The 24034-nt window shown below is 73.2% G+C and carries 25 protein-coding genes; 11 read left to right on the top strand and 14 right to left on the bottom strand.

The window, feature by feature from the left end; translation table 11 throughout:
* Positions 1 to 42: 42 nt before the first annotated feature.
* Positions 43 to 654, bottom strand: coding sequence for a DUF2867 domain-containing protein (locus ACZ3YO_RS28795; protein ID WP_465574886.1), 612 nt, complete (start codon positions 652 to 654; stop codon positions 43 to 45).
* A gap of 127 nt (positions 655 to 781) precedes the next feature.
* On the opposite strand from ACZ3YO_RS28795, the gene ACZ3YO_RS28790 reads away from it, so the two are divergent.
* On the top strand, positions 782 to 1339 hold the full coding sequence (locus ACZ3YO_RS28790) for a TetR/AcrR family transcriptional regulator (RefSeq protein ID WP_465574883.1): 558 nt from the start codon (positions 782 to 784) through the stop codon (positions 1337 to 1339).
* Between the two features lie 71 nt (positions 1340 to 1410).
* Here ACZ3YO_RS28790 and ACZ3YO_RS28785 read toward each other — a convergent pair whose 3' ends face one another.
* A complete protein-coding gene (locus ACZ3YO_RS28785; protein WP_465574880.1) occupies positions 1411 to 1860 on the bottom strand; it encodes a DNA glycosylase AlkZ-like family protein in 450 nt (149 codons plus the stop codon).
* 82 nt (positions 1861 to 1942) lie between these two features.
* Positions 1943 to 3013 carry a zinc-binding dehydrogenase gene (locus ACZ3YO_RS28780; RefSeq protein ID WP_465574878.1) on the bottom strand — a complete coding sequence of 357 codons (1071 nt, stop codon included), beginning with the start codon at positions 3011 to 3013 and terminating at the stop codon, positions 1943 to 1945.
* A gap of 118 nt (positions 3014 to 3131) precedes the next feature.
* On the opposite strand from ACZ3YO_RS28780, the gene ACZ3YO_RS28775 reads away from it, so the two are divergent.
* Positions 3132 to 4088: a helix-turn-helix transcriptional regulator gene (locus ACZ3YO_RS28775; RefSeq protein WP_465574876.1), complete on the top strand. Its 957-nt coding sequence runs from the start codon at positions 3132 to 3134 to the stop codon at positions 4086 to 4088.
* A 287-nt stretch (positions 4089 to 4375) separates the two neighbouring features.
* Here the strand turns inward: ACZ3YO_RS28775 and infA are convergent, their stop codons facing one another.
* Both infA and ACZ3YO_RS28765 read right to left on the bottom strand, forming a co-directional pair.
* On the bottom strand, positions 4376 to 4600 hold the full coding sequence (gene infA, locus ACZ3YO_RS28770) for a translation initiation factor IF-1 (protein WP_396323412.1): 225 nt from the start codon (positions 4598 to 4600) through the stop codon (positions 4376 to 4378).
* 41 nt (positions 4601 to 4641) lie between these two features.
* Positions 4642 to 5439, bottom strand: coding sequence for a GNAT family N-acetyltransferase (locus ACZ3YO_RS28765; protein ID WP_465574872.1), 798 nt, complete (start codon positions 5437 to 5439; stop codon positions 4642 to 4644).
* A gap of 408 nt (positions 5440 to 5847) precedes the next feature.
* On the opposite strand from ACZ3YO_RS28765, the gene ACZ3YO_RS28760 reads away from it, so the two are divergent.
* Positions 5848 to 6513 (top strand): hypothetical protein, encoded by a 666-nt coding sequence (locus ACZ3YO_RS28760; RefSeq protein WP_465574870.1) that lies wholly within the window; start codon positions 5848 to 5850, stop codon positions 6511 to 6513.
* 451 nt (positions 6514 to 6964) lie between these two features.
* On the opposite strand, the gene ACZ3YO_RS28755 is transcribed toward ACZ3YO_RS28760, so the two are convergent.
* Positions 6965 to 7732, bottom strand: a complete 768-nt coding sequence (locus ACZ3YO_RS28755) for an NUDIX domain-containing protein (RefSeq protein ID WP_465574868.1) — start codon at positions 7730 to 7732, stop codon at positions 6965 to 6967.
* Positions 7729 to 7983, bottom strand: coding sequence for a hypothetical protein (locus ACZ3YO_RS28750; protein WP_465574866.1), 255 nt, complete (start codon positions 7981 to 7983; stop codon positions 7729 to 7731). The genes ACZ3YO_RS28755 and ACZ3YO_RS28750 overlap by 4 nt, the downstream gene beginning before the upstream one ends.
* A gap of 124 nt (positions 7984 to 8107) precedes the next feature.
* Here ACZ3YO_RS28750 and ACZ3YO_RS28745 point away from each other — a divergent pair, with 124 nt between their 5' ends.
* Both ACZ3YO_RS28745 and ACZ3YO_RS28740 read left to right on the top strand, forming a co-directional pair.
* Positions 8108 to 8941, top strand: coding sequence for a helix-turn-helix domain-containing protein (locus ACZ3YO_RS28745; RefSeq protein ID WP_465574864.1), 834 nt, complete (start codon positions 8108 to 8110; stop codon positions 8939 to 8941).
* Positions 8931 to 9137 carry a DUF397 domain-containing protein gene (locus ACZ3YO_RS28740; protein WP_465574861.1) on the top strand — a complete coding sequence of 69 codons (207 nt, stop codon included), beginning with the start codon at positions 8931 to 8933 and terminating at the stop codon, positions 9135 to 9137. Before ACZ3YO_RS28745 ends, ACZ3YO_RS28740 begins: the two co-directional genes overlap by 11 nt.
* Positions 9138 to 9294: 157 nt before the next feature.
* Here ACZ3YO_RS28740 and ACZ3YO_RS28735 read toward each other — a convergent pair whose 3' ends face one another.
* The 3 genes from ACZ3YO_RS28735 to ACZ3YO_RS28725 form a co-directional block, all read right to left on the bottom strand.
* Complete coding sequence (locus ACZ3YO_RS28735; protein ID WP_465574859.1) at positions 9295 to 9756, bottom strand: glycine-rich domain-containing protein; 462 nt, start codon at positions 9754 to 9756, stop codon at positions 9295 to 9297.
* 606 nt (positions 9757 to 10362) lie between these two features.
* Complete coding sequence (locus ACZ3YO_RS28730; protein WP_465574856.1) at positions 10363 to 11988, bottom strand: FAD-dependent monooxygenase; 1626 nt, start codon at positions 11986 to 11988, stop codon at positions 10363 to 10365.
* Between the two features lie 213 nt (positions 11989 to 12201).
* Positions 12202 to 12750 (bottom strand): hypothetical protein, encoded by a 549-nt coding sequence (locus tag ACZ3YO_RS28725; protein WP_465574854.1) that lies wholly within the window; start codon positions 12748 to 12750, stop codon positions 12202 to 12204.
* A 258-nt stretch (positions 12751 to 13008) separates the two neighbouring features.
* Here ACZ3YO_RS28725 and ACZ3YO_RS28720 point away from each other — a divergent pair, with 258 nt between their 5' ends.
* The 5 genes from ACZ3YO_RS28720 (at position 13009) to ACZ3YO_RS28700 (ending at position 18627) form a co-directional block, all read left to right on the top strand.
* Complete coding sequence (locus tag ACZ3YO_RS28720) at positions 13009 to 13950, top strand: NHL repeat-containing protein (RefSeq protein WP_465574851.1); 942 nt, start codon at positions 13009 to 13011, stop codon at positions 13948 to 13950.
* Between the two features lie 211 nt (positions 13951 to 14161).
* Complete coding sequence (locus ACZ3YO_RS28715) at positions 14162 to 15820, top strand: YVTN family beta-propeller repeat protein (protein ID WP_465574848.1); 1659 nt, start codon at positions 14162 to 14164, stop codon at positions 15818 to 15820.
* A gap of 88 nt (positions 15821 to 15908) precedes the next feature.
* Entirely contained in the window at positions 15909 to 16676 is a 768-nt protein-coding gene (locus ACZ3YO_RS28710) for a helix-turn-helix transcriptional regulator (protein ID WP_465574837.1), read from the top strand.
* Positions 16673 to 17806, top strand: coding sequence for an aminotransferase class I/II-fold pyridoxal phosphate-dependent enzyme (locus ACZ3YO_RS28705; RefSeq protein ID WP_465574822.1), 1134 nt, complete (start codon positions 16673 to 16675; stop codon positions 17804 to 17806). The genes ACZ3YO_RS28710 and ACZ3YO_RS28705 overlap by 4 nt, the downstream gene beginning before the upstream one ends.
* Before the next feature lie 116 nt (positions 17807 to 17922).
* Positions 17923 to 18627 (top strand): hypothetical protein, encoded by a 705-nt coding sequence (locus tag ACZ3YO_RS28700; protein ID WP_465574819.1) that lies wholly within the window; start codon positions 17923 to 17925, stop codon positions 18625 to 18627.
* A 19-nt stretch (positions 18628 to 18646) separates the two neighbouring features.
* On the opposite strand, the gene ACZ3YO_RS28695 is transcribed toward ACZ3YO_RS28700, so the two are convergent.
* The 4 genes from ACZ3YO_RS28695 to ACZ3YO_RS28680 form a co-directional block, all read right to left on the bottom strand.
* Complete coding sequence (locus ACZ3YO_RS28695; protein WP_465574816.1) at positions 18647 to 19765, bottom strand: GNAT family N-acetyltransferase; 1119 nt, start codon at positions 19763 to 19765, stop codon at positions 18647 to 18649.
* A 21-nt stretch (positions 19766 to 19786) separates the two neighbouring features.
* A complete protein-coding gene (locus ACZ3YO_RS28690; RefSeq protein ID WP_465574814.1) occupies positions 19787 to 20914 on the bottom strand; it encodes a polysaccharide deacetylase family protein in 1128 nt (375 codons plus the stop codon).
* A gap of 425 nt (positions 20915 to 21339) precedes the next feature.
* Complete coding sequence (locus ACZ3YO_RS28685) at positions 21340 to 21750, bottom strand: hypothetical protein (protein WP_465574811.1); 411 nt, start codon at positions 21748 to 21750, stop codon at positions 21340 to 21342.
* Positions 21751 to 21967: 217 nt separating this feature from the next.
* Positions 21968 to 22933: an SDR family NAD(P)-dependent oxidoreductase gene (locus ACZ3YO_RS28680; RefSeq protein WP_465574809.1), complete on the bottom strand. Its 966-nt coding sequence runs from the start codon at positions 22931 to 22933 to the stop codon at positions 21968 to 21970.
* A gap of 264 nt (positions 22934 to 23197) precedes the next feature.
* Here ACZ3YO_RS28680 and ACZ3YO_RS28675 point away from each other — a divergent pair, with 264 nt between their 5' ends.
* The gene (locus tag ACZ3YO_RS28675; protein ID WP_465574807.1) at positions 23198 to 24034 is read left to right on the top strand and encodes a serine/threonine protein kinase; all 837 of its coding nucleotides are present in this window, start codon (positions 23198 to 23200) and stop codon (positions 24032 to 24034) included.

Below are 24034 nucleotides of genomic sequence, written 5' to 3'. Positions count from 1 at the left end.
GGGAGGCTCGCGCCGGAGGGGGTGGGCCGCCCCGGCCGGTGCTCACCGCCGAGGGCCGGTGCCCCCGAGCAGGAGCGCGCGGTCCCGCCAGGCGCCTTCCCACTGGCGGGTCAGCGCCGGGTAGACGACCAGGTGGCGGAAGGGTGCGATGAGGGCCATGTAGAGCCGGCCGAACCGGCCGTTGGGCTTGACCAGGACCGCCATCCGCAGCTCGTGACCGCCGTCGCCGGTCGGCACCCAGCCCAGGTGCATGAGGGCGTGGACGGTCTTGTTCGCCAGTTCGAGGACGGCCTCGTCGGCGAGCCGGTACACGGGGGTGAGCGGCATTCCGTCGAAGTCGAAGCCGTCCGCGCTCTCGCGGAGGTCGTCCGGCAGGCGGTCGCGCAGCGACCGGACTCGCGACCCGAGCCCCGCGTCGGTCCTGTCCCAGCCGAGCAGGGCGCCGAGCTTCCACCGCACCGCGAACAGGAACCGGGCCGGCGGGCTCTGCTCGGCGCTTCCGATGGCGGCCCGTATCGCGGCGAGCATCACGGGAAAGTCGTCCGGCCCGGCTCCGGGGGTGCGGAAGGACCACACGTCCTCGGTCCGGAAGTCGCGGGTGAACTCGTGGCTCCGCCACGGCCGGTGGGTGTGGGCTGTGAGAGGAAGTTTCATGGCTGCTGCCGCCTTTCCCGCTCGGGGCGCCGTGTGCCGCCCCGTTTTATACGCTTGCGTACAAGACGAGGCTAGACCCGGATATACGGTTGCGTATATCCGGGCGACGAGTGAGGTGGGACACACCGTGGGCGCTGCTCGCACACCGCGCGACCGATGGGTCGAGGAAGGCCTGCGGGCCCTGGCCGACGGCGGCCCCGACGCCGTCAGGATCGAGGCGCTGGCGAAGCGGCTCGGCGTCACCAAGGGCGGCTTCTACGGGTACTTCGCCGACCGTGACGCGCTGCTGGAGGCGATGCTGGACACCTGGGAACGGGAGGCCACCGACGAGGTGATCGACCGCGTCGAGCGCGAGGGCGGCGACCCGAAGACCAGGGCGCGGCGCGCGGGCATGCTCACCTTCTCCGACGACCGCCTGCTCCCCATCGACCTCGCCGTCCGCGACTGGGCCCGGCGCGACGAGGCCGTCGCCGAGCGCCTGCGCCGGGTGGACAACCGGCGCATGGCCCTGCTGCGAGAGACGATCGGCACCTTCTGCCCCGATCCCGACGAAGTCGAGGCCCGCAGCCTGATCGCCTTCTGCGTGGCGATCGGCCACCACTCCCTCGCCGCCGACCACGAGGGCCGCACCCGCGCCGACGTGCTCGCCCGCGCGGCCGACCTGGTGTTCGACCCGCCGCGGTAGAGCCGGGCGGTCCCTCCCGCCGGGATCCGTGGCCAGAGCTCCCGTGACCGGCGGCGGAGGCGTCCCCGTTCTCAGGTGAACGTGACCCCCCGCTTCGCCGCGTCGGGTGCGACGAAGGCGAGAAGGCGCTCGGCCTCGTCCAGCACGGCCTGTGTGCCCGCGCGCGACAGCGGCCGGAAGGGGGAGATGCGCAGGACGGAGCCCTTCACCGCCCATGTGCCGTGGACGAAGCCGTCCACGAGGAAGGTGGGCCGCACCATGGCCTGACCCGGCATCACCAGCTTGCGGTCTGCCTCGCTGATCACTCGCGTGCGGTCCGCGTGCCCGAGGAGCAGATTGTCGAAGGCGGGCAGAAATCGCACGGGGACGGGCAGGTCCGGCCAGTTGGGCTCCTGCCCCTGCAGGGCGACCAGGTGTTCGACGACGTCGAGCGCCGGGCGGGAGGTTCGGGCGGTCAGGAACTGCCGCTGGAGCAGTGTCCGGTTCAGGGTGCGGGTGGACAGCACGGGGGCGTCGGCCATGTGCCGGTTCTCCTTGGATGGTGGGGGCGTCACCGGGAGCGGGCCGCCCGTCCCGGGGGTGACGGGCGGCGCTCTTCGTGCCTCAGCCGGCGACCCTGACGGAGACGTTGCCCCGGTAGGTGCCCTTCAGCAGGGAGACGAGCGCCTGGGGAGCTACCGGGAGGCCGCCTTCCACGATCGTGTGGGGGAACACGAAGCGGTCCTCGCTCAACCAGGTGCTGAAGTGCTCGGTCCACGCCGCGATCTGCTCGGGGGTGTGATGGGTGGAGAACGGCAGGACCTCGATCCCCTTGGCGGCCGCCGCGGTGAGGTCCGGCTCGGGGAACCGGTCCTCGTGGTCGCCGATCTGCGTGGCCAGCGCGCCGCACAGCGCGAAGCGGGCCCCCGGCGCCGCAGCCTCGACGGCCGCATGGAACTGCTCCCCGCCGACGTTGTCGAAGAAGACGGTGATGCCCTCGGGCGCCAGCTCCCGCAGATGGTCGAGGACGGGTCCGTCGCGGTAGTCGAACGCCGCGTCGAAGCCGAGCTCGTCAACCAGGTAGTCGATCTTCGCCTGGCTGCCCGCGCTGCCGATCACCTTCGCGGCGCCCCGGCACCTGGCGATCTGTCCGGCCAGCGACCCGACGCCGCCCGCGGCGCCGGAGACGAAGACGACATCGCCGGCACCGGCCTTGGCGATCTCGGACATCCCGTAGTAGGCGGTGGGCCCCTGGCTGAGGTGGTGCACCGGGCTCGGGAACAGGTCGGGGTCCAGCTTGGGGTACTGGTCGGGGGACCCGGCCGAGTACTCGCACCAGCCGGCCATCGTGCGTACCCGGTCGCCGACGGCCAGGTCCGCACTGGTGGACCGCACGACCGTGCCCACCGCGGCGCCGCCGATGCGCCGGCCGACCTCCCACGGCGGGATCGGCAGACGGGAGTCGGCCCGCAGCATCTCCAGGTAGGCCACCGACAGACCCAGGTAGTCCGTGCGGACCAGCACCTCTCCCGTGGCCGGCTCGGGCGTGGGCACTCGTACCAGCTCGAAGGTGTCGGTCCCGAGGTCTCCCTCCAGGTGCTTGGCCAGCCGCACCTCCCCCATCGTGGCGGGGGTCGTCGTCGTGTCGGAGGTCGCCATCGTGGCGGGGATCGTCGACGTCGTGCCGTCGGTCATGGGTCTCCTCGTTTCGATCGGTCGGCGCACCCGGCCCGGGCACGTCCCGTTCTCGTGAGACCACGCTAGGAGCCATAGCGGTCACTTTCCGGCCTCAATTGCCGCCATCCTGGAGGGCATGGCGAACACAAGCTCACGGACGCTGCGGCTGCTGTCCCTGCTCCAGACCCACCGGCACTGGCCGGGCGGCGAGCTGGCCGACAGGCTCGGGGTCTCTGCGCGTACCCTGCGGCGCGACGTCGACCGGCTGCGTGAGTTGGGCTACCCGGTCGAGGCCAGTCGCGGTGTCGACGGCGGCTACCAGCTCACGGCAGGCGCCGCCCTGCCGCCGTTGGTGCTCGACGACGAGGAGGCGGTCGCGCTCGCCATCGGGTTGCGTGCGGCCGCCCAGGGCGCGGTCACCGGAATCGAGGAGTCGTCGATCCGCGCGTTCACCAAGGTCGTGCAGGTCATGCCGGCGCGACTGCGTCGACGGGTCGACGCCCTGCGGGTGGTGACCGTGCCCTCGGTCGAGAGCGGTGGGGAGACCGTCGAGGCCGGAGTGCTGACCGCCATCGCGCAGGCATGCCGGGACGAGGAGCGGCTTCGCTTCTCCTACACCGCCCGCGGTGGCGAGCGCAGCGCCCGCCATGTCGAGCCCCACGGGCTGGTCTCGCTCGGGTACCGCTGGTACCTGGTGGCCTACGACCTGACCCGGCAGGACTGGCGCAGCTTCCGCCTCGACCGCCTCGACGATCCGCGCGGGACGGGAGAGCGCTTTCGCCCGCGCGAGCTGCCCGCCGACGACGCCGCGGCCTTCGTCCGTGCGGGCAGCGGCGGCGTCGCCGTTCCGCACACCGTCGAAGCGCTTGTGCACGCCCCCGCAGCGGCTGTTCGCGTGCGCGTCGGCCCGTGGGCGACGGTCGAGGAGGTCGACGAGCAGCGGTGCCGGGTGCGGATGACCTCGCAGACCCTGGACTGGCCGACTCAGGCACTGGGCAATGTGGGTGCGGAGTTCGAGGTGCTGGGCCCTCCCGAGTTCGTCGACTTGGTCCGGGAGTGGGCGGCCCGCTTCACCCGTGCCACCCGCCCGTGATGCCGGGTGGCGGAGGCCCGCGCCCGCGAGGGCCTGGCCGCCGTCCGCGCCCGCGAGGCCTGGCCGCCGCCCGCGCCCCGCGGCGAGGTCGGCGGCCGGCCCCCGGGTGAATCTCGGCCGGGCCTGCCCTGTGGAGGGGGAGGCCGCCGGGTGAGCCTTGGTTGAAGACGGCCGTCCTACCGGGGTCCGGCCGGCACCCGGGTCATCGGATGCACCATCAGCTCACAGGCCTCCGGGGACATCCCGTGGCGGCCTTCGGGCTCACCTTGACCGGTGCCCACGCGCCATCACGTCCGGTAGCGGTAGAGGATCCGGCCACGGGTGAGGTCGTACGAGCTGAGCTCCACGAGTACCCGGTCGTACGGGAGGATCTTGATGTAGTTCTTCCGGATCTTCCCGCTGATGTGCGCGAGCACCTTGTGCCCGTTCTGGAGCTCCACCCTGAAGGTGGCGTTGCGCAGACACTCGACGACGGTGCCTTCGACTTCGAGGCCCCCTGCTGTTCTTGCCATGGTTCTCCCAGTTCTTCGGTCGGTGGTGATGTGGTGGGGCGTCAGCGGCACACCAATTCCAGGTTGCTGCCCGCGCGCCGGGCGCCGACGCCCTCGAAGAGCGCCGCCGCCGCCCCGTTGGACTCGTTCACCTCGGCCGACGCCGTTTCGACCCCGGAGCGGTGCAGCGAACCGAGCACGTGGGCCAGCAACGCCCGGGCGATGCCGACGCGGTGCTGATCGGCCCGGACGGCGATCAGCCCGATCCGTGGCCGTCGGGTCACCGTCGCCAGCCTGAGCAGGCCGACGTACTGGCCCGACCGCGCTGCCACCGCGTACGTCGACGGATCCAGCACGGTGGTCCCGTGCGGGCGGGGCAACACCTCGGCCGGCATCGCCTGCCAGCCGACGGTGGCCTCGACCTCCTCGCGAACGGCGCGGTCCAACGCGCGCAGAGGGCTCTCCTCCGCCTCGCCGGCGGGCACGATCGTCACGCCCGACGGCGGTTGCACCGCGTCGAGCCCCGTGATCTGCGGGTCGGTGGGCACGACGTACTCCCACTCGCGGCGTCGGACCGTGAAACCGACCCGCTCCCAGGCGGACGTCAAGTCGCCGTCGGCCTCGTCGACCACCGTGTACAGCGGCCTCGGCAGGTCGGCGAGCATCGCCTCGGCGAGTCGGTCGAAGACCGCGCCGTGCCACGAGTCGATGCTCAGGAAGATCCGTCCGTCGGGCCTGTGTGAAACGTCACCGCTGCCGACCACCCGGTCGTCGGCAAGAGCGTGCCACTGCTGTTCCGCGACTCGCGTGACCACTGCCGGGGGTTCGTCGGTGCCCGCAGTGAAGTGCACAGAATTCATAGGTGTCTGCCTTTCGGGAAAGCCTTGTGTTCAGGCGCTCCCGGCGACACCTACGTCAGTCGCCCGACCATGAAGGAAAAGGGGGAGCACCCATGGGACACAGCGTTCACGGGTCTCACCTCCTGATGACGGCTTCACGGTCGCCCGAACGCTACCAGCCGGGATCGTCCCCGCCCAACCACTTTTTTGGCGCCCTGTCGGCAGGCCGCCGGAGGCGGGGCACGGATGGCCGGGGTCGCTCCGCGTTCCCTCTCTCCCCGCGGTGGTGCGGTGGCCGTTCCCGGGAGGCCGTTCAGCACCGATCAGGCCCCGGTCGGGCACGGATGGACAGTCAGAACCACCAGCTGATCATGTGGTTTGATGTCCGCTGCTGATCTTCGAGGTGAAGAACGAAACGGGGGCACCACGGTGGACAAGCTGAAGCGGCACGGGCGCACGCTCGCCCTGGCGGGGACGGCCGCCGCGCTCGCCCTGGGGGTGGGCGCGTGCAGCTCCGACGGCGGCGGAGCGGCGTTCAGGGCCGGGGTCGCGCTGTCGCATCCGGACCAGGTGCAGGACGCGCTGCCGAGCCCGGCCTCGCTCCCGTCGGGCTGGCGGCTCGCCTCCGGTGCGAAGCCGCCACAGGTCATCGCGCAGGCCGAGGCGTCCAGCACCTGTCGGAAGAAGCTGTCGATCAGCTGCTCCGGTCTCCAGCAGGGCGGGACCGTGCGCTACGAGTTGGCTTCCAACACCGACAACGACATCCGCTTCACCCTGCTGGCCTTCGACGCCGTGGAGAACGCGGGCCCGGCCTTCGAGGCGATGGTGACGTCGCTGGAGAAGGACGACGACAAGGTGCGCCGGATCAACCTGAAGGCGGCCGCCGAGCAGTCGCAGGGCTTCGAGCGGCCGGCCGATTCGAGTGACTCCGCGAGTGGGGTCGTCGCCTCGGCCATGGTCATGCGCGTCGGCACCGTCGTGGTCCTGATCGAGCTCGACGAGGACGAGCGCGACCACAAGACGCTCCAGCAGTTCACCGCTCTCCAGGCGGAGCGGATCAAGCGGGTCCAGCAGGGCACCAACCCGGACGCCTGAGTCCGGGCCGTTACCGGACGAGCATGACGCACGACTGACCGACCGGCGCCCTGGATCGGCGTCAGGGGCCGGCGTTGCCCGTGACCTCGGCCAAGGCGTCGGCCGACTCGGAGGCCGGACGGTAGAACCCCTGGAGGCTGACCGCGCGCTCCAGGCGGCCATCCACCACGTATTTCAGACCCCGGGTCCGGCCGCGGCGATTGCCGGTGACTGGCGTCCTGTGCGGCCGCCGCAGCCTGCCGTCCTCTCCGGTTCACCGTGCTCCAGGCCGAGCGGATCAAGCCGGTCCAGCAGGCACCAGCCCGGACGCGGATGCTCCCAGGCGCCGGGCCCCCGCGGCCTCCCACCGGCCCGTTCGTCCTGGTCGGTACGGTTGCGATACAGGTGCGCCGAGGCGCACCTGTCATCGGTCTCCTGCCGGTGGCCCCGCCACCTGCCGCAACGCCCCGCCCTACTCGGCGGGGATTCCGCGGAGGAGGAAGGGGAGGTGGGCGCCGCGGGCGAGGGCGGTGAGGGCCTGGGTGGTGCGGCGGTGCTGGTGGGTGGCCATGACGTCGGGGAGCCGGGCCTCGGGGACCCAGTGCAGGCCGATGACGTGCGGGGGTGGCAGGTGGCGCGCGAGGGTCACCTCCTGGGCGCGGGTGAGGCGGCCGCCCCAGTAGACGAAGTGGACGGCTTCGGGCAGGAGTTGGGTGTCGGTGTAGTCGGTGGCGAGGAGGGTGCGGAGGGGGAGGACGAGGCCGGTCTGGGTCTCGGTGTGGCGGCGGGCGGCGAGGTGGGGGAGTTCGTCGCGTTCGGCGTTGCCGCCGGGGAGGGTGAGGCCGTTCTTGTAGGTGGTTTCGAGGAGGAGGACGGCGCCGTCCGGGTTGAGGACGAGGGCCTGGTGGCCGAGCCGGCGACGGGGCGGGTTGGTGAGGATCTCGGGGAGTGGGTACAGCAAGTCGGGCTCCTTGGGGTCGAGTTGGTGGTGATGCGCCCGTCCGGTCCGTGAACCGGGCGGGAGTTGGGGGGTGGCTCGGTCGGGTCCGGTCGCCGCCGGGAGCCAGGGGGAGCAGGCGGGGAGGCCGGCGACGATGCCGGTCGCGAGCAGCAGGCCGACGATGAGCAGGCGCGGCCCGCAGGGTCCGTCGCGGATCGGCCAGCAGGCGAGGACGCCTGCGCCGGCGCTGGCGGCGGGCACGGCCGTGACGGCGGCGAGGAGTCTGAGGGTCGGGTTCACGCGGCGTCGTGCGCGCGGGGCCTGCTGGGGTGCTGGACGGTGAGGTGGCGGGGGTGGTCGAGCCGTTGGAGGTGCTCGGGTTTGGTGGTCCACTCGCAGCCGCCGCCGGCGGGGCGCAGGTAGGCGAGGCCGGCGAGGGTGTCCATGTAGACGCCTTCGGTGGGTTCGCCGGTGGCTGCGCGGTGGGCGAGGTCGCGGACGACTTCTCCGACCTCGGGCCTGTAGGCGGGCATGCGGGGGCAGCTGGGCATGTCGGCTCCAGTGGTTGCTCTGTGCGTCCGGGTCATCGCGACCCGTATTCATGGTGGAGCGGGCGGGGCTACCATCGGAAGTACTTCAACTCTCTAGTTCGCCAGACTTTAAGTTGGAACGACCTTGAATCGTCGCACGCTTGATCCAACGTCATCTCCGCTGGCTGCCTTCGCGGTTCAGCTCCGCAGGTCACGCGAGGGGAACGGGCTGACACAGGTCCAATTCGGCGCACTGGTCCAGTACTCCAGCGTGTACATCTCCAACGTGGAGACGGCAAAGCAGGCTCCGAGCTTAAAGTTCGTGCAGCGGGCCGACGAGGTGTTGGTGGCCGGCGGATCTCTTGAGCTGTTGTGGTGGAGCTGGAAGAACGGGGCTCTGATCCCTGGCTTCCCCGAGTACACCGTCAAGGAGCGCGAAGCCGTCGGCCTGCGACTGTTTGAAACTGGCATGGTGCCAGGGATCCTGCAGCACCACGAATACTCCGCCGCCTACGAAGCCGCCATCGTGCGGCGAGGCGAAGCCAGTCGGACGCAAGCCGATGAGCGGCTGAGCCTCCTGACCGCGCGGCAGAAGTTGCTTGACCGGACCCCGGCTATCCATGCTGTCCTGGACGAGGGAGTGCTGCGCCGTCCGATCGGCGGCCCGAGCGTCATGCTGCGGCAGCTGTCCCACCTCGAGTATCTGTCCGGTCGGCCCAACGTCGTCATTCAAGTCGCCCCATACGCCCTCGCCGAGGATCGACCTTTGTCACACTCGGTGACCCTCCTCACCCTTCCCAATCGAACGATGGTCGGGTACACCGAAACGCTTCAGCGCGGCTACCTGGAGCAGGACGCCGATACGGTCGGCGCTTGGGCTGGAAAGTACGATCGGCTACAGGTGGACGCACTTCCCAGGGCGGACAGCCTGGCCATGATCCGTAAGGTTCGGAAGGGACTTGAACGCCATGCACGTTGACCTATCGGGCGCCAAGTGGCGCAAGAGCTCGCACAGCAACGGCGGGGGTGGCTGCATTGAGGTCGCGGACGGATTCCTTGGAGCCGTGCCCGTGCGTGACTCCAAGGATCCCTCTGGGCCCGCGCTCGTCTTCCCCGTCGAGGCCTGGCAGTCGTTCATCGCCGGCGTGCGGACCGGCGAGTTCGGCGCGGTCTGATCCCACCCGTGAGCCCGAGAGCCCCGGCCGGAATCCCGGTCGGGGCTCTCGCGGGTCCTGTCCGCCGGCGTACCGCAGCCTTGCTCGCCCGCCGGGATCCGCACGAAGCCGACGATCACGCCTGTGAAGCCATCGGCACCGTCTCCGGCGGGGGCGACTACCGGTGCACGTCCGTGCCCCAGGGTTCGGGCACGCCCACCCTGACGTCCAGGTCCCACAGGACGCATTCCTCGTCGGGCCGGGCCACGAACGACCATGCCACAGCGGTGCGATGCAACTGTTCGTGCATCGACCCCGCGCGTCGCGCGCTGCCCGGGAGCTCGCCGCCCTGGGGGTGGTGGTGCAGGAACCGTCCGTAGGCCGCCTGGCAGAAGGCCGCGTAGCGTTCGGTACAGAGGATCAGCCCGTGCCATGCCTCGTCTACGGCGAACGAGGGCATGCCGATGATCTGCTGGTCCAGCATCGCCGCTCCGCAGCACCTCAGCCACTGCCGGAGCCCGGTTTCGACCAGCTCCCGCGGCTGGAACGGGCAGGTCTTGTAGACGGCGGGGGGAAGTTCGAGCGCGTCGACCGCCGACTGCACGCGGTCGACGCGTCGTGAAAACGTTCGTGAAAGCACGCCGCTCTCCGTTCTGGGTGGTGGGTGGCCGAGCCGGGGGGCTCAGCTGCCGCCGCCGCAACCCCCGCCGCAGCCGCCGCCTCCGCCACAACCGCCCCCGCCGCAGCCGCCTCCCCCTCCGCCGCAACTCCCGCCGGAGTCGCCGCTGCCGCCGGTGTCCCCGCCCGTGTAACGGGACCTCCTGCTGTCGCCGTCCCTGCCCGCGGCCCGGGCGATGATCTTGACGACGACCAGGATGACTCCGCCGATGATGATCAAGCCTATGAAGCTCATCTCTCTACTCCCCCCAGTAGCGCCGGACGAGGCGCATCGCGGAATGTGACCGGATGGCTTCCGCGAGCCGGTCGCGACGATTGCGCGGGATCGGGGATCAGCCGCGCCAAGACGTCCCCTCGTCAGCGGCGATACTTCATTATGCTCCCAGGCACTGACACTGAAACGCCGTCAGATTGCCTGCGGAAGAACGCTGACCCGGTGGTCGAGGCGTTTGCGCGGACGGTGACGGAACCGCAATCCGTCACCTGTCGCACCTGCCGCGCTCGTCGTACCTGCCGCAACCGGTCGAACCGGCCCCGGCGGCAGCCGACGGCAGCCCGACGGCGGACCTCACCCCGCGTCGAACGTCCGGCGCAGGCCGCCCACCAGGCCGTCCGGGGTGGGCGGGTGGAACCGCCCGGCGAGGTAGCCGTCGGGGCGGATGAGGAAGGCCTCACCGGGGCGGGCCGCGTAGGCGGCGGCGAACCCACCCTCGGTGTCCCGCACGGACGGCAGGCGCCACCGGGGTGACGGCGCGTTCGGGGCGAGCACCGCGTACACGTCCAGCAGGCCGTGCGCGGCGGACAGCGCGGCCATCGCGCACGTGGTCACCTGCTCGTCCGGGGTGCCGGTGCCCACGTGGAACAGCAGCGTGTGGCGCGGGCTCCGCAGCAGGTCGAAGAGGCGGACGGGGTAGTTCGCGAGGTCACGCTCCAGCCCCCGGCAGTCCGGAGCCCGCTCACCGGGGGCGGGCCCGCCGGTCGTGCCGTCGGCAGCGGGGACCGGCTCCACCAGGGGGCTGTCCGGATACCCGACCAGCAGCTGTGCCTCCCGCCGCAGCACCGTGTCGAGGTCCCCGTCATCGCCGGGCACGCCGTCCCGCGCGTGCCGCACCGTCCGGCCGACGACCTCCTCGCCGACCGGGTGCCGCTCGGCGTGGTAGCTGTCGAGCAGCCCGGCCGCGCCGATGCCCCGCACCGCGAGGGCCAGCTTCCAGGCCAGGTTGACGGCGTCCTGGATGCCCGTGTTCATGCCCTGCGCCCCGGTCGGCGGGTGGATGTGGGCGGCGTCCCCGGCCACGAAGAGACGCCCCGCCCGGTAGCGGTCCACCAGGCGGTGGCTGATCCGGAAGGTGGACGACCAGCGCAGCGCCGAGGCCTGCGCCGGCCGGGGCGAGAGCCGGTCGAGCACCGCCTGGATGTGCCGCAGCTCGGGTACCCGGTCGCCCTCCAATCCGTGGGCGACAGCGTCCCCCGCGCCACCGTCGCCGGACAGATCGTCCGGCACGAGCATCGACATCCGGTACCGGCCCCGCCCCGGCAGCGGGATGCAGACCAGGATGTCGTCCACCCGGCCGGCCTCGTCGTGGTGCATGGCCCGGATGCCGTAGCCCTCGGGGAGGTCCCAGTCGACCTCGACGTCGCCGAGCATGTACTGCTCGGGAAAGGCGTCGCCCTCGAACCGCAGGCCAGCCGCCTTCCGGGCGAGGCTGTGCGCGCCGTCGCAGCCGATCACGTAGCGTGCGCGCACCTCCTGTGGCCCGGACGTGGTCCGGAGCAGAGCCCCGACGGCGTCGGCGTCCTGCTGGACGGAGAGCAGCTCGGTGCCCCGCTCGACCCGGGTGCCGTACCCGGCGAGGTGCTCGGTGAGCAGGCGTTCCGTCGTGTACTGGGGCAGCGCGGCGAAGCCGTACGGGATGTCGGGCGGCAGGGTGAGGTCGATCTGCGGGCCGGGCCGGCCGTCGGCGAAGAGGAGTTGACCGCGCATCGGGACGGCCTCGTCGAGCGCCGCGCGGACCATGCCCATCAGGTCCCACAGCTCCATCGTGCGCGGCTGCACCCCGACGGCCTTGGCGTAGTGCTGCGGAACGGCCAGCCTGTCCACGATCCGGCAGCCGACCCCGTGGCGGCGCAGCTCGGCCGCGGCGGTCAGGCCCACCGGGCCCGCGCCCACGACCAGTACGTCGATCTCGTCCATGACTGCTCCTCGACGGGCCCCGACCGCTTCCCGGGCGTGCGCGGCGGCCTCTTCCAGGCTGCGCCCGACCGGCTCGGGGCCGCCACCCGGGGTGCCCGGCCCGCCTCTGCGGTCAGACCCGGGGCCCGGTGGGCCTGACCGCCGCGGCCCGGCCCGGCCTCGGCGACCCGACCCGGCCTGGTCCGCCCGCTCCCGCCCGGCCGGGTCCGCAGGCTAACTGCCGTAGCCGTCGTCGGGCGGGCTGCGGTCGGGCTCCGGGCACTCGCCGTGGGAGAGGCCCCACAGGTTGACCTTGTCCAGGATCCAGTCCTCCAGCAGCGGGGAGTCGTAGCTCTCCCGGCTGACGAAGGTGAAGCTCACCCGCACGTCGTCGTCCGGCTCGGTCTGCAGACTCCGCTGGTCGGTGAGGTTCTCGTACTCCACGGTCTCCCATCGGCAGCCGGCCCGGACGAGCGCGGCGGTCAGCTCCGACTCGGTGACGCGTGAGTCGACCGTGCGCAGGCCACCCGGGCGGGGGCCGGGGAGCTCCAGCTCCTCGTGCCAGGCCGGAATGATCATGGAGTCCAGTCGGTGGCACCGGCAGACGACCAACTGCACGCTGCCGTAACGGAACCAGCGCGGCCAGCGGCTCTGCTCGTAGACGCGCCCACCGGTCACGGGCGCACCGTGGGCGGCGGCCAGTCCGGGAAGGGTGGCACCGTAGGACAGGGCTCCCAGCTTCCCCGTCGTCGCCAGTACGGCCAGTTCCTCCGTGAAGTCCATGCGGTGGATCATCGCACCGCGGGCACGGCCTGCGGCCTCCGGGGCCCGATGCGGGTGGACCATCGGACCCTGGGCTCACGGCGGGTCAGTCCCAGTGCGGGGGAGGGGCGGAGCCCACGGGCGGCCGCCGGGAGGGCAGGGAGGGCAGGGAGGCCGGAGCGGTACGAGGCCGGGAGGCGGTACGCCCTCACCCGATGGGTGCGACTCGGGCGATCCGCCCCGCCGCCGTACGCCGGCCGGGTGGGGCCGCGTGCCACCTTGGCGCTACTGCCCGGCCGGGGGCCGTCGACCCGCCGGCGGTCGCACCCTCCTCCGCCACCGTCCCCATCGGAGCCATCCCATGCGCCGACGCAGGAGCCTGCTCCCGCTCGCAGCCACTCTCCCGGCGACATCGTCCAGCCGCAGGGCACGGTCTCGGACCGGGAGGGCAACATCTGGATCGCCGACTGCGGCGGCCGGAGCGTCACCGTCCTGCCGCACGGCGACCCGCAGGCCGCGCGCCGGATCGCGCCGCCGGACGGCGCCCTGGTCAAGCCCTTCGACGTCGCCGTCGACGGGCACGGACAGGTGTCGGTGACGGGCAACGGCAGCGACAGCGTCCTCCAGCTGTCACCGGAGGGCGAGCCGGTCCGCACCGTCACCGGCGGCGGCATCGACCACCCGCTGGGCGTCGCCACCGACAGCCGGGGCAACGCCTGGGTGGCCAACAGCGGTGTCGTTCCGCTCCCGTGCGAGGACGGCACGCCCGCCGGCCTGGCCGACACCGTCCGCGACGTGGTGCAGCGGGTGCCGGGCGCGTCCGTGACCATGGTCGGCCCGGACGGGAGCACCCCGGACCAGCCCTTCGTGAACGACGGGCTCTTCCTGCCGTGGGGCATCGCGGTGGACGGCGACGACACCGTCTGGGTCGCCAACTTCGGCGGCCACCGGGTCGCCCGGCTCTGTGGCACCCGGCTCTCGGCCTGCCCGCCCGGCCACCGGACGGGGCAGCCGATCTCGCCGCCCGGCACCGGCTACACCTTCGACGGCCTGTCCCGGAACACCGCCGTGCAGATCGACCCTTCGGGAAACGTCTGGCTCGCCAACAACTGGCAGACCGTCCCGCTGCAGACCAACCCGGGCGGCCGCGAACTGGTGGTGTTCATCGGCCTCGCCGCCCCGGTCTGCGCCCCGCTGATCGGCCCGCCGCAGCAGCCCTGACGCCGGGAGGCCCGGCTGGGGCGGGTGGCGTGGCCACCCGGCGGCGTTCTCCTGGAGGTCACTGTCAAGGCGTGACCGGTTCTGAACAGTTGGAGACAATCCCGGTCAGCTCCTGACGTTCCGTCACGTCATCTCCTACGCTTCGTCCGGCCCCGGCAGGCGCCGGTGCCCCGCGTGACCCGATGGTCCGACGAGTCTGGAGAAGACCCCCGTGAGAATACGTCGTTCCCCGCGCCGCTCCTGGACGGCCGTGGTCGCCACCGGTGCGGCCACGGCCGCGCTGTTGTCGCAGCCCGCCACCGCCGAGGCGGCCGCGCAGGCCGCGCCGCCGCCCGCCGTGACCGGCACCGTCGCGGTGGCGGCCTACCCGGCGGGAGTCGCGCTCGCGCCGGACGGGAGCCGGGCGTACGTGACCAGCCAGAGCACCGGCGCCGTCAGCGTGCTCGACACCGCGACCAACGCCGTCACCGGCACCTTCACGGCCGGCACCGGCTCGTACGCCGCCGCCTGGACGCCGGACGGGGGGCACGCCTACCTGACCCACCACCTCGACGGCACGGTCAGCGTGCTGGACACGACGGGCAACACCGTCACGGCCACCGTCCCGGTCGGTGTCGGGGCCTTCGGCGTCGCGGTCGCGCCCGACGGCGCGCACGCGTACGTCAGCAACACGGGCGACGCCACCGTGAGCGTGGTCGACACCGCGACCAACACCGTCACCGCCACCGTCCCGGTGGGCGCCGAACCGCACGGCGTGGCCGTCGCCCCGGACGGCGCTCACGTCTACGTCGCCGCCTCGGGCGCCCAGGCGGTGGACGTCATCGACACCGCGAGCAACACGGTGAGCGCGAGCGTCCCGGTCGGGCACGGCGTCTTCGGCCTGGCGCTCAGCGCCGACGGCTCCCGCCTCTGGACGGCCAACGGGGGCGACGACACCGTCAGCGTGGTGGACACGGCGGGCAGGACTGTGGCCGGCACCGTGACGGTGGGCACCAACCCGTTCGCCGTCGCGTTGTCGCCGGACGGCCGGTACGCGTACGCGTCCAACTACGCCGACGACACGCTGAGCGTGATCACCACCGCCGACCGGGCGGTCAGCGCGACGGTGCCGGTCGGCGCGAGTCCGTTCACGCTGGCGCTCAGCCCCGACGGCCGGCGCGGCTACCTGGCCGACTTCACCGGCGACGCCGTGACCCTTCTCGGGTTCCCGCTGCCGGTGCCGGTGGTGACCGGGGTCAGCCCCGCGTCCGGGCCGCAGGCCGGCGGGACGGTCGTCACCATCGCGGGGACGGACCTGGCCGGCGCGACGGCGGTCAGCTTCGGCGCCGCCGGGAACGCCACCACCTTCTCGTGCACCGCGACCGCCTGCACCGCCACCGCGCCCGCCGCCTCCGCCGCCGGCGTCGTGGACGTCCGGGTCACCACCCCGGGCGGCACCAGTGCCGTGACCCCTGCCGACCGCTTCGGCTACACCGCGCCCACCGCCGACCTCGCCGTCGCGCTCGGCGCCAACCCGGTGGGCGGGCTGTTCTCCGGCCGGGTCGACTACACGCTGACCCTCACCAACCAGGGCCCGGCCGCGGTGGACTCGGCCACCGTCACCGCCGATCTGCCCGCCGGCTTCACCGCCTCGTCCACCGACTGCACCATCGCGGCCTCCAAGCTGACCTGCACCGTCGCCGGCCCGCTCGCCGCCAAGGCGAGCACCACCCGGCATCTGACGCTCCAGGTCGGCCTGCTCAACCTCGGCCGCAACTTCACCGTGGCGGCCGTTCGCACCGCGAGCACGCCCGCCGACCCGGTGCCGGCCAACGACCGGGCCTCCCGCACCTGCTCCGCCACTCTGGCGCTGCTGATCAGCTGCCGCTGAGCCCCCGGCCCCCGTCCCGACGCCCGGGGCGGGGGCCTCGTGCCGGCATCACTGGACGAACAGTCCAGGCTGGACGTACAGTCCAAATATGACCGCAGAGACTCCCGACCCGCGTGTCCAGGCCTGGGCGCCCGTCTGCCAGGCCGTGGCGCTGCTGCTCGGCCCCTACGCCGAAGTGGTGCTGCACGACGTCGCGCGGGACGAGGTGCTCGCCCTCTGGAACCCGATGAGCAGCCGCGCCCCCGGCGACCCGTCCCTGCTCGGCGAGCTGGACGAACTGGACCCCTCCGCGCCCGACGTCTACGGGCCCTACGAGAAGCTGCTCCCCGACGGTCGGCGGCTCTCGTCGGTCAGCGCCGTGCTGCGCGACACCGACGGTCGGCCCTCGGCGGTGCTCTGCGTCAACCTCGACCGCGGACCGCTGGAGCACGCCGCCACCCTGCTGGCCGGCTTCGCCGCCCCGACCGTGCCCCGCCCCGCGCCGCTCTTCGAACGCGACTGGACCGAGAAGATGAACGACGTCATCGGCGGCTACGTCCGTGCCCACGGGCGCCCGCCGGAACGCCTCGGCCGTGAGGACCGGCTCGCCGTGCTGCGCGAACTCGACCGGGCCGGGGTGCTCGCGGTGCGCCGCGCCGTTCCCGCCGTCGCCACCGCGCTCAAGGTGTCGCGTTCCACCGTCTACAGCCTTCTCGCCGACCTCAGGGCCGAACCCGGGGCCGAGCCAGGGGTCGCACCCGGGCCTGCACCCGGGGACGAGCCCGTGACAGAGACCGCGAGAGAGACCGCGACCGCGACAGAGAACACGACAGCGACCGCGACAGCGACCGACGCACCGCAGAGGAACGACCGATGACCAGGCTCCCCGACTTCCGGCTGGAAACCTACTTCTCCCGTTGGGAGTTCACCGCCCGCCACCACCTCACCGCCTCCGACGCGCAGACCATGGCGATGTCCGAACTGCTCGCCCTGGCAGGCCCCGAGGACCGGCACGCCTGGGAGACCCTCACCCTCGGATACACCGAGACCTTCGGCGACCCGGCGTTGCGACAGGCCGTCGCGGGCATGTACGAGCACGTCGACGCCGACGACGTGATCTGCTTCGGCGGCGCGCAGGAGGCGCTCAACCTCGCGATGCAGGTGCTGCTGGGCCCCGCCGACCACGCCGTCGTGGTGACCCCCAACTACCAGTCCGCGGAGACCATTCCGCTCTCCCTCTGCGAGGTCACCGGTGTCGCCCTGGACGCTGGCCGGGACTGGGCGCTCGACCTGGAGGAGCTGACCGCCGCGCTGCGGCCCAACACCCGGGTCGTCTCCGTCAACTTCCCCAACAACCCGACCGGCAAGGTCATCGACGCCGCCGACTTCACCCGGCTCGCCCGGATCTGTGACGAGCGCGGAATCCACCTCTTCAGCGACGAGGTCTACCGCGGCCTGGAGCGCGACCCGGCCCGCGCCCTGCCGCAGGCCGCCGACCTCTCCGAGCGGGCGCTCTCGCTCAACGTCACCTCCAAGTCGCTCGGCCTTCCGGGCCTGCGGATCGGCTGGATCGCCTGCCGTGACCGGGAGTTGCGCAGTCGCCTGGAGCGTGCCAAGCACTACACCACGATCTGCAACTCCGCGCCCAGCGAGATCCTGGCCCGGATCGCGATCAACAACCGTGAGCCGATCCTGGCCCGCAACCGCGCGGTCATCGCCGCCAACCTGCCGCTCTTCGACGCGTTCTTCGCCGCCTTCGGCGACCTCTTCGAGTGGCGGGCCCCGGACGGCGGCTGCGTCGCCTACCCTCGCTACCTCGGGCCGGACGGGGTGGAGGAGTTCTGCACCGCACTGGTCGAGGAGGCCGGCGTCCTGCTGCTGCCGGCGAGCATCTACCGCTCCGACCTCACCCCCACCCCCGCCGACCGCTTCCGGATCGGTCTCGGCCGCCGGGACCCGGAGCCCGCGCTGGACGCCTTCGCCGGCTGGCTGAAGGGCCGGCGGTGACCGTCCCCGCCGGAGGAGGGCGGGCGGACGGGGTGAACCGGTGCGTGCCGCCGGCCCGTTGAGGCAGGTGCGGGGCCGGGTGGCTCCGTGCAGCGGAGGACCTCGGGAGGCCGGCTGTGCTGAGGATGGACGGGCCGTGGCGGATCACGGTCATCGGCAAGGACGCCGCCTTCGATCAGCGGGCGGTGATCCGGGCCTCGTACGGGACCAGCATCCTGTCCGGTCGGGTGGGCGAGTTCCTGGACGTCCGGGAGGACGAGTGGGAGCTGGAGCTGGAGCACAGCTGGGACGGGCGCTGGTGGCCCAACGTTCGCGTGCGGCCCGGCCCGGTGCAGAGCCTCGGCCCGGGCGCCCGCACCCGGGAGATCCGCAGCAAGGACGCCGACTGGACCGGCGGCCACCCCGACCATCCGAACTTCGTGCTGCGCCTGGACTCGCTGGAGACCACCGCCCCCCGGGCGGGGGAGGCTGCGGGTGCTGCGCCCGAGGCGACGGGGCGCGCGGCGGTGACGGGGATCGTTTCGGGAGTGCTGCTGTCACCGGCAGTCCGCGCCGGCGCCCCGATGGCGGCCGCCATCCAGGCAACCCGTGCCACCGGTGCCGTCCAGGCCGCCCGTGCCACCCGGCCGGCCACCGCCGGGGCGGGCGTGCCGGCCGCGACGCAGACGGTCCGCACCAGCTCCGGCCCCGCGCCGGTGACCAGGCGGCCGGCCGAGGAGGCGGAGCGGGCCGCAGCCGCGGGGCAGGCCGGGACCGCACCGGCCCCGCGGGCGGCGCGCACCAGCCGGCCGTGGCCGGATCTGCCGCATCGTCAGGGATGAGCACCGGATCCGCGGGTGCTCAGCCCTGACGGGCCGCCTTCGCCCGGTACTTGAGGCCGAGCAGCGCGCCCGAGAGCCCGTGGGGCACCAGCCAGGAGACGTCCTCGCGGTCCTCCGCGTCGAACCGGTACTTGTACGGCTCGGTGCCGCGCAGGAAGTCGAAAGTGGCCAGGCCCTGGCCGGCGGCGGCCCGGATCGCCTCGGCGATCACCGCGGTGCCCAGCCGCAGCGGAGCCCAGCGCTGGTCCCAGCCGATCTGGTAGTAGGCGAAGGTGTCCCGCCACCGGAAGCCGTAGAGCACGCCGACCACCTCCCCGGCCCGTTCGGCGACCAGGAAGGCCGGGCCCTCGCCGCGCCCGGTGGCGGCGGCGCGTTCGAGCAGCCGCAGGTGCAGCGGTGCGCGGGCCGCGTCGAAGGTGGTCGGCAGGCCGAGCGCGGCGCGCCGCTGCCGGTGCAGCCTGAGCACGGCGTGCAACAGCTCGACCCGCTCGGCGAGTTCGTCCTCCCCGACGGCCGGTGCCACCCAGCGGAAGGTGATCCCCTCGGCGGCCAGCTTCCGGCCGTAGCGGCGCAGGTCGGCGCGGAACTGCCGGGAGCCGAGCGCGTCGGGCCCCGCCGTGAGGTCGGCGCGCGGGCACGGGGTGCGGCCGGTCTCCACCGCGCCGGGCGGCAGCAGTCCGCCCTGCCCGGGGTCGAGATCGCCGAGCAGCAGCGTGGCGCGCCGCGCCCGCCGGCCGAGCCAGGCGGCGACCTCGGCGCGGCGCTCGGGTGCGGCGGTGAAACCGCAGTGGTCGGCGGCGCCGGGGCCGGAGCCGAGCACGGTCAGGCAGGGCAGGGCGAGCGGCGCGCGCGGGTGGAGCCGGCGCCAGGTGCGCAGCAGCGGGACGACGGCCGAGACCCGGCCGTCGGGCTCGCGCCAGACCGTGATCTCGCCGGCGCCCTGCTTCGAGCCGAGCGTCTCCCACCAGGCCAGCGCCCACTCGGGCGTGGTGAACCACGAACCGCCCGGGTCGGCGGCCGCCAACTCCCGCCAGCCGTGCAGGACGTCGGCCGGGAGTGCGGCGCTCCGGTACCGCACGGGCGCGGCCGCCCGCGTCACCGTCCCGGCCTCGGCCGCAGTAGCTTCGCCAGGTGCCACCCAGAACCCCCTCGGCCCTCGTCAGGCTCCGCCGCGCAGTCGGTGCACGGCCGGATGGAGCCCGGAGAGAATTGTGTCGAACCTGTCCCGGCTGGTGGTGGAGTTCACCCGAAGACGGCTGATCCGCAGTGGCCTGCGCGGCAGCAGCCGGTCGTGCCGGTGGTCGAACAGGAAGCCGACCCGGTAGCCGAGCCGGCGCAGCACGGTGTCGGCACGCCGGTCGAAGTTGCCGTTTGGGTAGGCGAAGGCGGTGGGCTCCTCGCCGTCGAGCCAGCCGGTCAGGGAGCTGTGGGCGCGGGTGATCTCGTCCCGGACGGTGTCGTCGTCGCAGTGGTCCAGGCAGGGGTGGCCGGCGGTGTGGTTGCCGATGGCGATGCCGGACCGGCGGAGCGTCAGCAGGTCCTGCGGGCCGAGCTGTTCCTGCCGGGGCGCACGGGCCCGGGCGCTCTCGCGCAGCTCGGCGAGGGCGGTGCGGCGGCCGGCGTCGGGCAGCGTCTTCAGCCGCCGCACCACCTCGCCGGGCGCGCAGCCGGCCAGTGCGCGGGCGGTGCCGCCGTGGGCGGCCAGGAAGGCGGCCTCGGACCACCAGAACGGCTGGTCGCCGCCGATGAGTTCGGTGACCACGAAGGCGGCCGCCGGGATGCCGAGCCGGGTGAGGACGGGCAGGGCCTCGGTGAGCACGCTGCGGTCGCCGTCGTCGAAGGTGACCAGCACACTGCGGTGCGGCAGCGGCCGCCCGGAGCGGACGGCCTGATCGACCCCGGCCGGCGAGACCGGGCGGGCGGTCCGGACGAGGCGCTCCATCTGGAGGGCGAAGGTCCGCGGGTCGTCCACGCCGTGGTAGGCGAGGACGGCGAGCCGGCGGGTGGCGGCGAGGCGGAACAGCGGCTGCGCGGGGGAGTTGCGCAGGACGGCGTCGACGGTGGTGCGCCGGCCGGCCAGGCGGCCTCGCGGTGGTGGTGCCGCGGCCGGTCGCGGGTCCGCGGTGTCCGGATCTGCGGGGGGCCGGGCGGTTCTCCCGGCGGCCGGGCCGCCGGCCGGGTAGGCAGCCGGGGCGGTGCCGGGACCAGCCGGGCCGGTGCCCGGGCGGGTCGTGCTGATGGTCGGGCCGCCGTCGGCCCCGGTCGAACGCGTGGTCCCCTCGGGCATCGACACGCTCCCCCTTCGTCCCCGTCGGTGCTGCCGTGGCGGGGGTGGAGCGCGGTGCGCGGTCAGACTCCGCCGTGCGGCGCGCGCCTGCCCGGTGGGCGGCCCGCCCCGCTCCACGAATTACCAAGATAGTGCAAAGTCCCATGCTCCGAAGAGGGTTGCACGCTCCGGGTGGGTTTCGGCGGGAGGTTGGCGCATTGTCGGCGAGCCCTTGGCCTGAGTGCGGGCTGGGAACTTCCCGAGTGGCTGCCGGCGGAGCCGGGGAGGTTCGGGGGGAGCGGATCTCCCGTGCCCCCCGAACCGCCTTCGGTCTACGGATCCCCCACGGACCCCGCAGACCTCGAGCACCTCGCCGAGATCAGCACCTCGCCGAGAAGTGACCGCACCGGGCCCGGAACCCCACCGGGCTCAGAACCCCGCCGGGATCAGAACGGGCTGGTACAGGTGGTGACCCGCTGCGCGGCCTCCAGAGCCGGGCCGCCGGTGGCGCAGATCATCCGCAGGTCCTTGGTGACCACGCGCGGCGTGACGGCCTTGGCGGACCCGTGGGTGACGGTGGTCGCGGAAGCCACGGTGACCCACGGGCTGCCCCAGGCCTGCTGGGTCCGGATCTCGACCCGGACCAGCGTCAGCTGCGCCGGGTCGGCGGCCGACACCTGCGCGACGCCGATGAAGCCGCCGCCGTCCCGCTCCTGCCAGGCGCACGGCTGGTTGACGACGGTGGCGCAGGCCACCTTGCCGGACTCGTCGGTGACCGTGGCTGCGGCGGCCGGCAGGGCCGTCGCCGCCGTGATCCCTGCCACTGTGACCATCAGAGCTGCGATCCGAGCGTGCATGATAGGAACCTCCTTGGAAATCAAGGGAATCTCACTGGGTGGGATGAGTCTTGCACAGATTGTGGACATGCCATATGTGCGCTGCATCACACTCCAGGTGACTGTTCAACTACATGCTGCAACCATGACGACCATCCGCCCCGGTCGCCCCAGCCGCCCCGCGTCGCTCCTCCCGTGCGCCCCGCGTCGCTCCTCCTGTGCGCCCGTGGCCGACCGCTCAGCCGGCCGGCGGCAGCACCATCCGCCGCCCGGCCGTCGCTCCGCCGTCGACCGGGACGGACGCGCCGCTCTGGTAGGCGAAGTCGTCCGAGGCGAGCGCCAGGATCGCCCGGGCGATCTCGGTGGGCTCGGCCATCCGCTCCAGCCCCTCGACGTTCAGCGGGCCGAACGCCTGCTTGAACCGCGCCCAGTCGGCGTCCGGGATGCCCGGCGGCCGGACGAACGCGGTGTCGGTGGTGCCCGGGAGGATCGCGTTGATCCGGATGCCCCGAGGCCCGTAGGCCAGGGCCGCCGCCTTGACGATGCCCTGGATCGCCCGCTTGCTGGCCGCGTAGGCGCCGCCGTTCGGCCGGGTCTGCTCGGCGGCCGAGGAGGCGGTGCAGACGATCACCCCGTGCCCGGCCTTCAGCATGTGCGGGATCTGGTACTTGACGGCGAGGAAGACGCCACGCGCGTTGGTGTTCATCACGTCGTCCCACTCGGCGACGGTCAGCTCGTGGAGCAGCTTGCCGCTGCCGATGCCGGCGTTGTTGACCGCGATGTCGATCCCGCCGTACCGGGCCGCGACCTGCTCGGTGAAGCGTTCGACCTGGGCCGGATCGCGGACGTCCGCCGGGAAGTAGGAGGCCTCTCCGCCACTGCGGCGGATCTCCTGCTCGACCTGGCGGCCGAGTTCGGCCCGCCGTCCGCAGAACCCGACCTCGGCGCCCGCCGCCGCGAAGGCGCTCGCTGCGGCCCGGCCGATGCCCGAGGTGGCGCCGGTGATCAGGACCGTCCGGCCCTCGAACCGGCGCGGCGCTCGCTTCTCCTGCGGTGCGGCCTCGGCGCGCCCGGCGGCGCCCAGCGTGCCGGCCGCCGTGGCCGCGGCTGCCAGTCCGAGCGCGGAGGCGCTCAGGAGGGCCCGTCGCCCGGGGGTGGCCGTCGGTGAAGTCATGCCCTGGTCAGGGGAGTTGGTGGTGTTCATGGCCGTAACCCTGGCAGCCGGGTGCCGCCGCGTCTCTCGGCCGACCGGCCCGACCCGCAGGCCTGGAGGAGGAGCGGCCTCCGCCTCAAGGAGGAGGCCGGGCTCGTCCGACCGGCCGCCAACTCCTCCTCCGGACCGTCGGATTGACCCTCCCGGGCGGCAGTCCGGTGCCGCTCCGCCACGGGTGTTCACTCGTACGGGTGGCGGACCGGCGTGAGGCCGTTCGGACGGCTACGATCGACGCGAACCACGGAGGTGGCCTGCATGGAAACGGTCATCGTGCAACTGCCCGAACCCCGCCCCGAAGCCCGCCGCGAACCCCCCTGGGGGCCCGCGCCCGGCGGACCGCCCACCCGGTCCGGTGGCTTCACCCGGCCCGCGAGCTCCACCCGGCCGGCGCTGCTGCACCTGGGCCCGGGCGAGGTGGCCGAGTTCGGGCGCGGCGAGCCCGGCCGCCCCGTCGCCATCCCCCTCACCGACCAGGGCGTCTCGCGCCGCGCGGGCGAGATCACCGCCGCCGAGGACTACTGGCGGCTCTCCAACTTCAGCTCCTCCGCCACCTACGTGGTGGAGAACCTGGAGGGCGCGGGGGAGCACGTCAAGGTGGCGCCCGGCCGGCTCGGCGCGCCGGTGCCGTTCGAGTTCTCCCGGGTACTGCTGCCCGCCCTCGGCGAACCGGCCGCCTTCAAGGTCTTCGCACCGCAACACGCCTACCTGGACGGCGAGTCCGGCGCCGGCGAAGGCGAGCGCACGGTGAGCCCTTTCGCCCTCGACCCCACCTCCAAGTACTTCCTCGTCCTGCTGGCCCTCTGCGAACCCCGGCTGCGCTCGCCCTCCGCCGCCCTCGTCCCCGGCGCCACCGACGTGGTGACCAGGCTGCGCGCCCTGCCGTCCTGCCGCGGGCTCACCCGCTCCGCCGTCAACTACCACATCGACTACCTGGTGGCCACCAAGCTCCGGCTGCGCGAGACGCCGGAGGAGGCTCCGGACGGGGCCGGGCGCGGTGGCGGCAAGCGGGAGGAACTCGTGGCCCTGGCCCTGAGGTTCGACCTCGTCCGGGAGGAGCACCTGGCGCTGCTCCCGCCCCGGCGCGGCGGCTGA

This window comes from Kitasatospora sp. NPDC022785 (assembly GCF_055561295.1).
This window is presented reverse-complemented; position numbering and strand designations above follow the sequence as displayed.

Coding starts and splice junctions, on each gene's coding strand:
- ACZ3YO_RS28740 (WP_465574861.1), top strand. CDS start 8,931: ATGCACGTTGACCTATCGGGCGCCAAGTGGCGCAAGAGCTCGCACAGC.
- ACZ3YO_RS28785 (WP_465574880.1), bottom strand. CDS start 1,860: ATGGCCGACGCCCCCGTGCTGTCCACCCGCACCCTGAACCGGACACTG.
- ACZ3YO_RS28685 (WP_465574811.1), bottom strand. CDS start 21,750: ATGCACGCTCGGATCGCAGCTCTGATGGTCACAGTGGCAGGGATCACG.
- ACZ3YO_RS28725 (WP_465574854.1), bottom strand. CDS start 12,750: ATGGACTTCACGGAGGAACTGGCCGTACTGGCGACGACGGGGAAGCTG.
- ACZ3YO_RS28795 (WP_465574886.1), bottom strand. CDS start 654: ATGAAACTTCCTCTCACAGCCCACACCCACCGGCCGTGGCGGAGCCAC.
- ACZ3YO_RS28775 (WP_465574876.1), top strand. CDS start 3,132: ATGGCGAACACAAGCTCACGGACGCTGCGGCTGCTGTCCCTGCTCCAG.
- ACZ3YO_RS28675 (WP_465574807.1), top strand. CDS start 23,198: ATGGAAACGGTCATCGTGCAACTGCCCGAACCCCGCCCCGAAGCCCGC.
- ACZ3YO_RS28690 (WP_465574814.1), bottom strand. CDS start 20,914: ATGCCCGAGGGGACCACGCGTTCGACCGGGGCCGACGGCGGCCCGACC.
- ACZ3YO_RS28780 (WP_465574878.1), bottom strand. CDS start 3,013: ATGACCGACGGCACGACGTCGACGATCCCCGCCACGATGGCGACCTCC.
- ACZ3YO_RS28680 (WP_465574809.1), bottom strand. CDS start 22,933: ATGAACACCACCAACTCCCCTGACCAGGGCATGACTTCACCGACGGCC.
- ACZ3YO_RS28750 (WP_465574866.1), bottom strand. CDS start 7,983: ATGCCCAGCTGCCCCCGCATGCCCGCCTACAGGCCCGAGGTCGGAGAA.
- ACZ3YO_RS28730 (WP_465574856.1), bottom strand. CDS start 11,988: ATGGACGAGATCGACGTACTGGTCGTGGGCGCGGGCCCGGTGGGCCTG.
- ACZ3YO_RS28765 (WP_465574872.1), bottom strand. CDS start 5,439: ATGAATTCTGTGCACTTCACTGCGGGCACCGACGAACCCCCGGCAGTG.
- ACZ3YO_RS28710 (WP_465574837.1), top strand. CDS start 15,909: ATGACCGCAGAGACTCCCGACCCGCGTGTCCAGGCCTGGGCGCCCGTC.
- infA (WP_396323412.1), bottom strand. CDS start 4,600: ATGGCAAGAACAGCAGGGGGCCTCGAAGTCGAAGGCACCGTCGTCGAG.
- ACZ3YO_RS28705 (WP_465574822.1), top strand. CDS start 16,673: ATGACCAGGCTCCCCGACTTCCGGCTGGAAACCTACTTCTCCCGTTGG.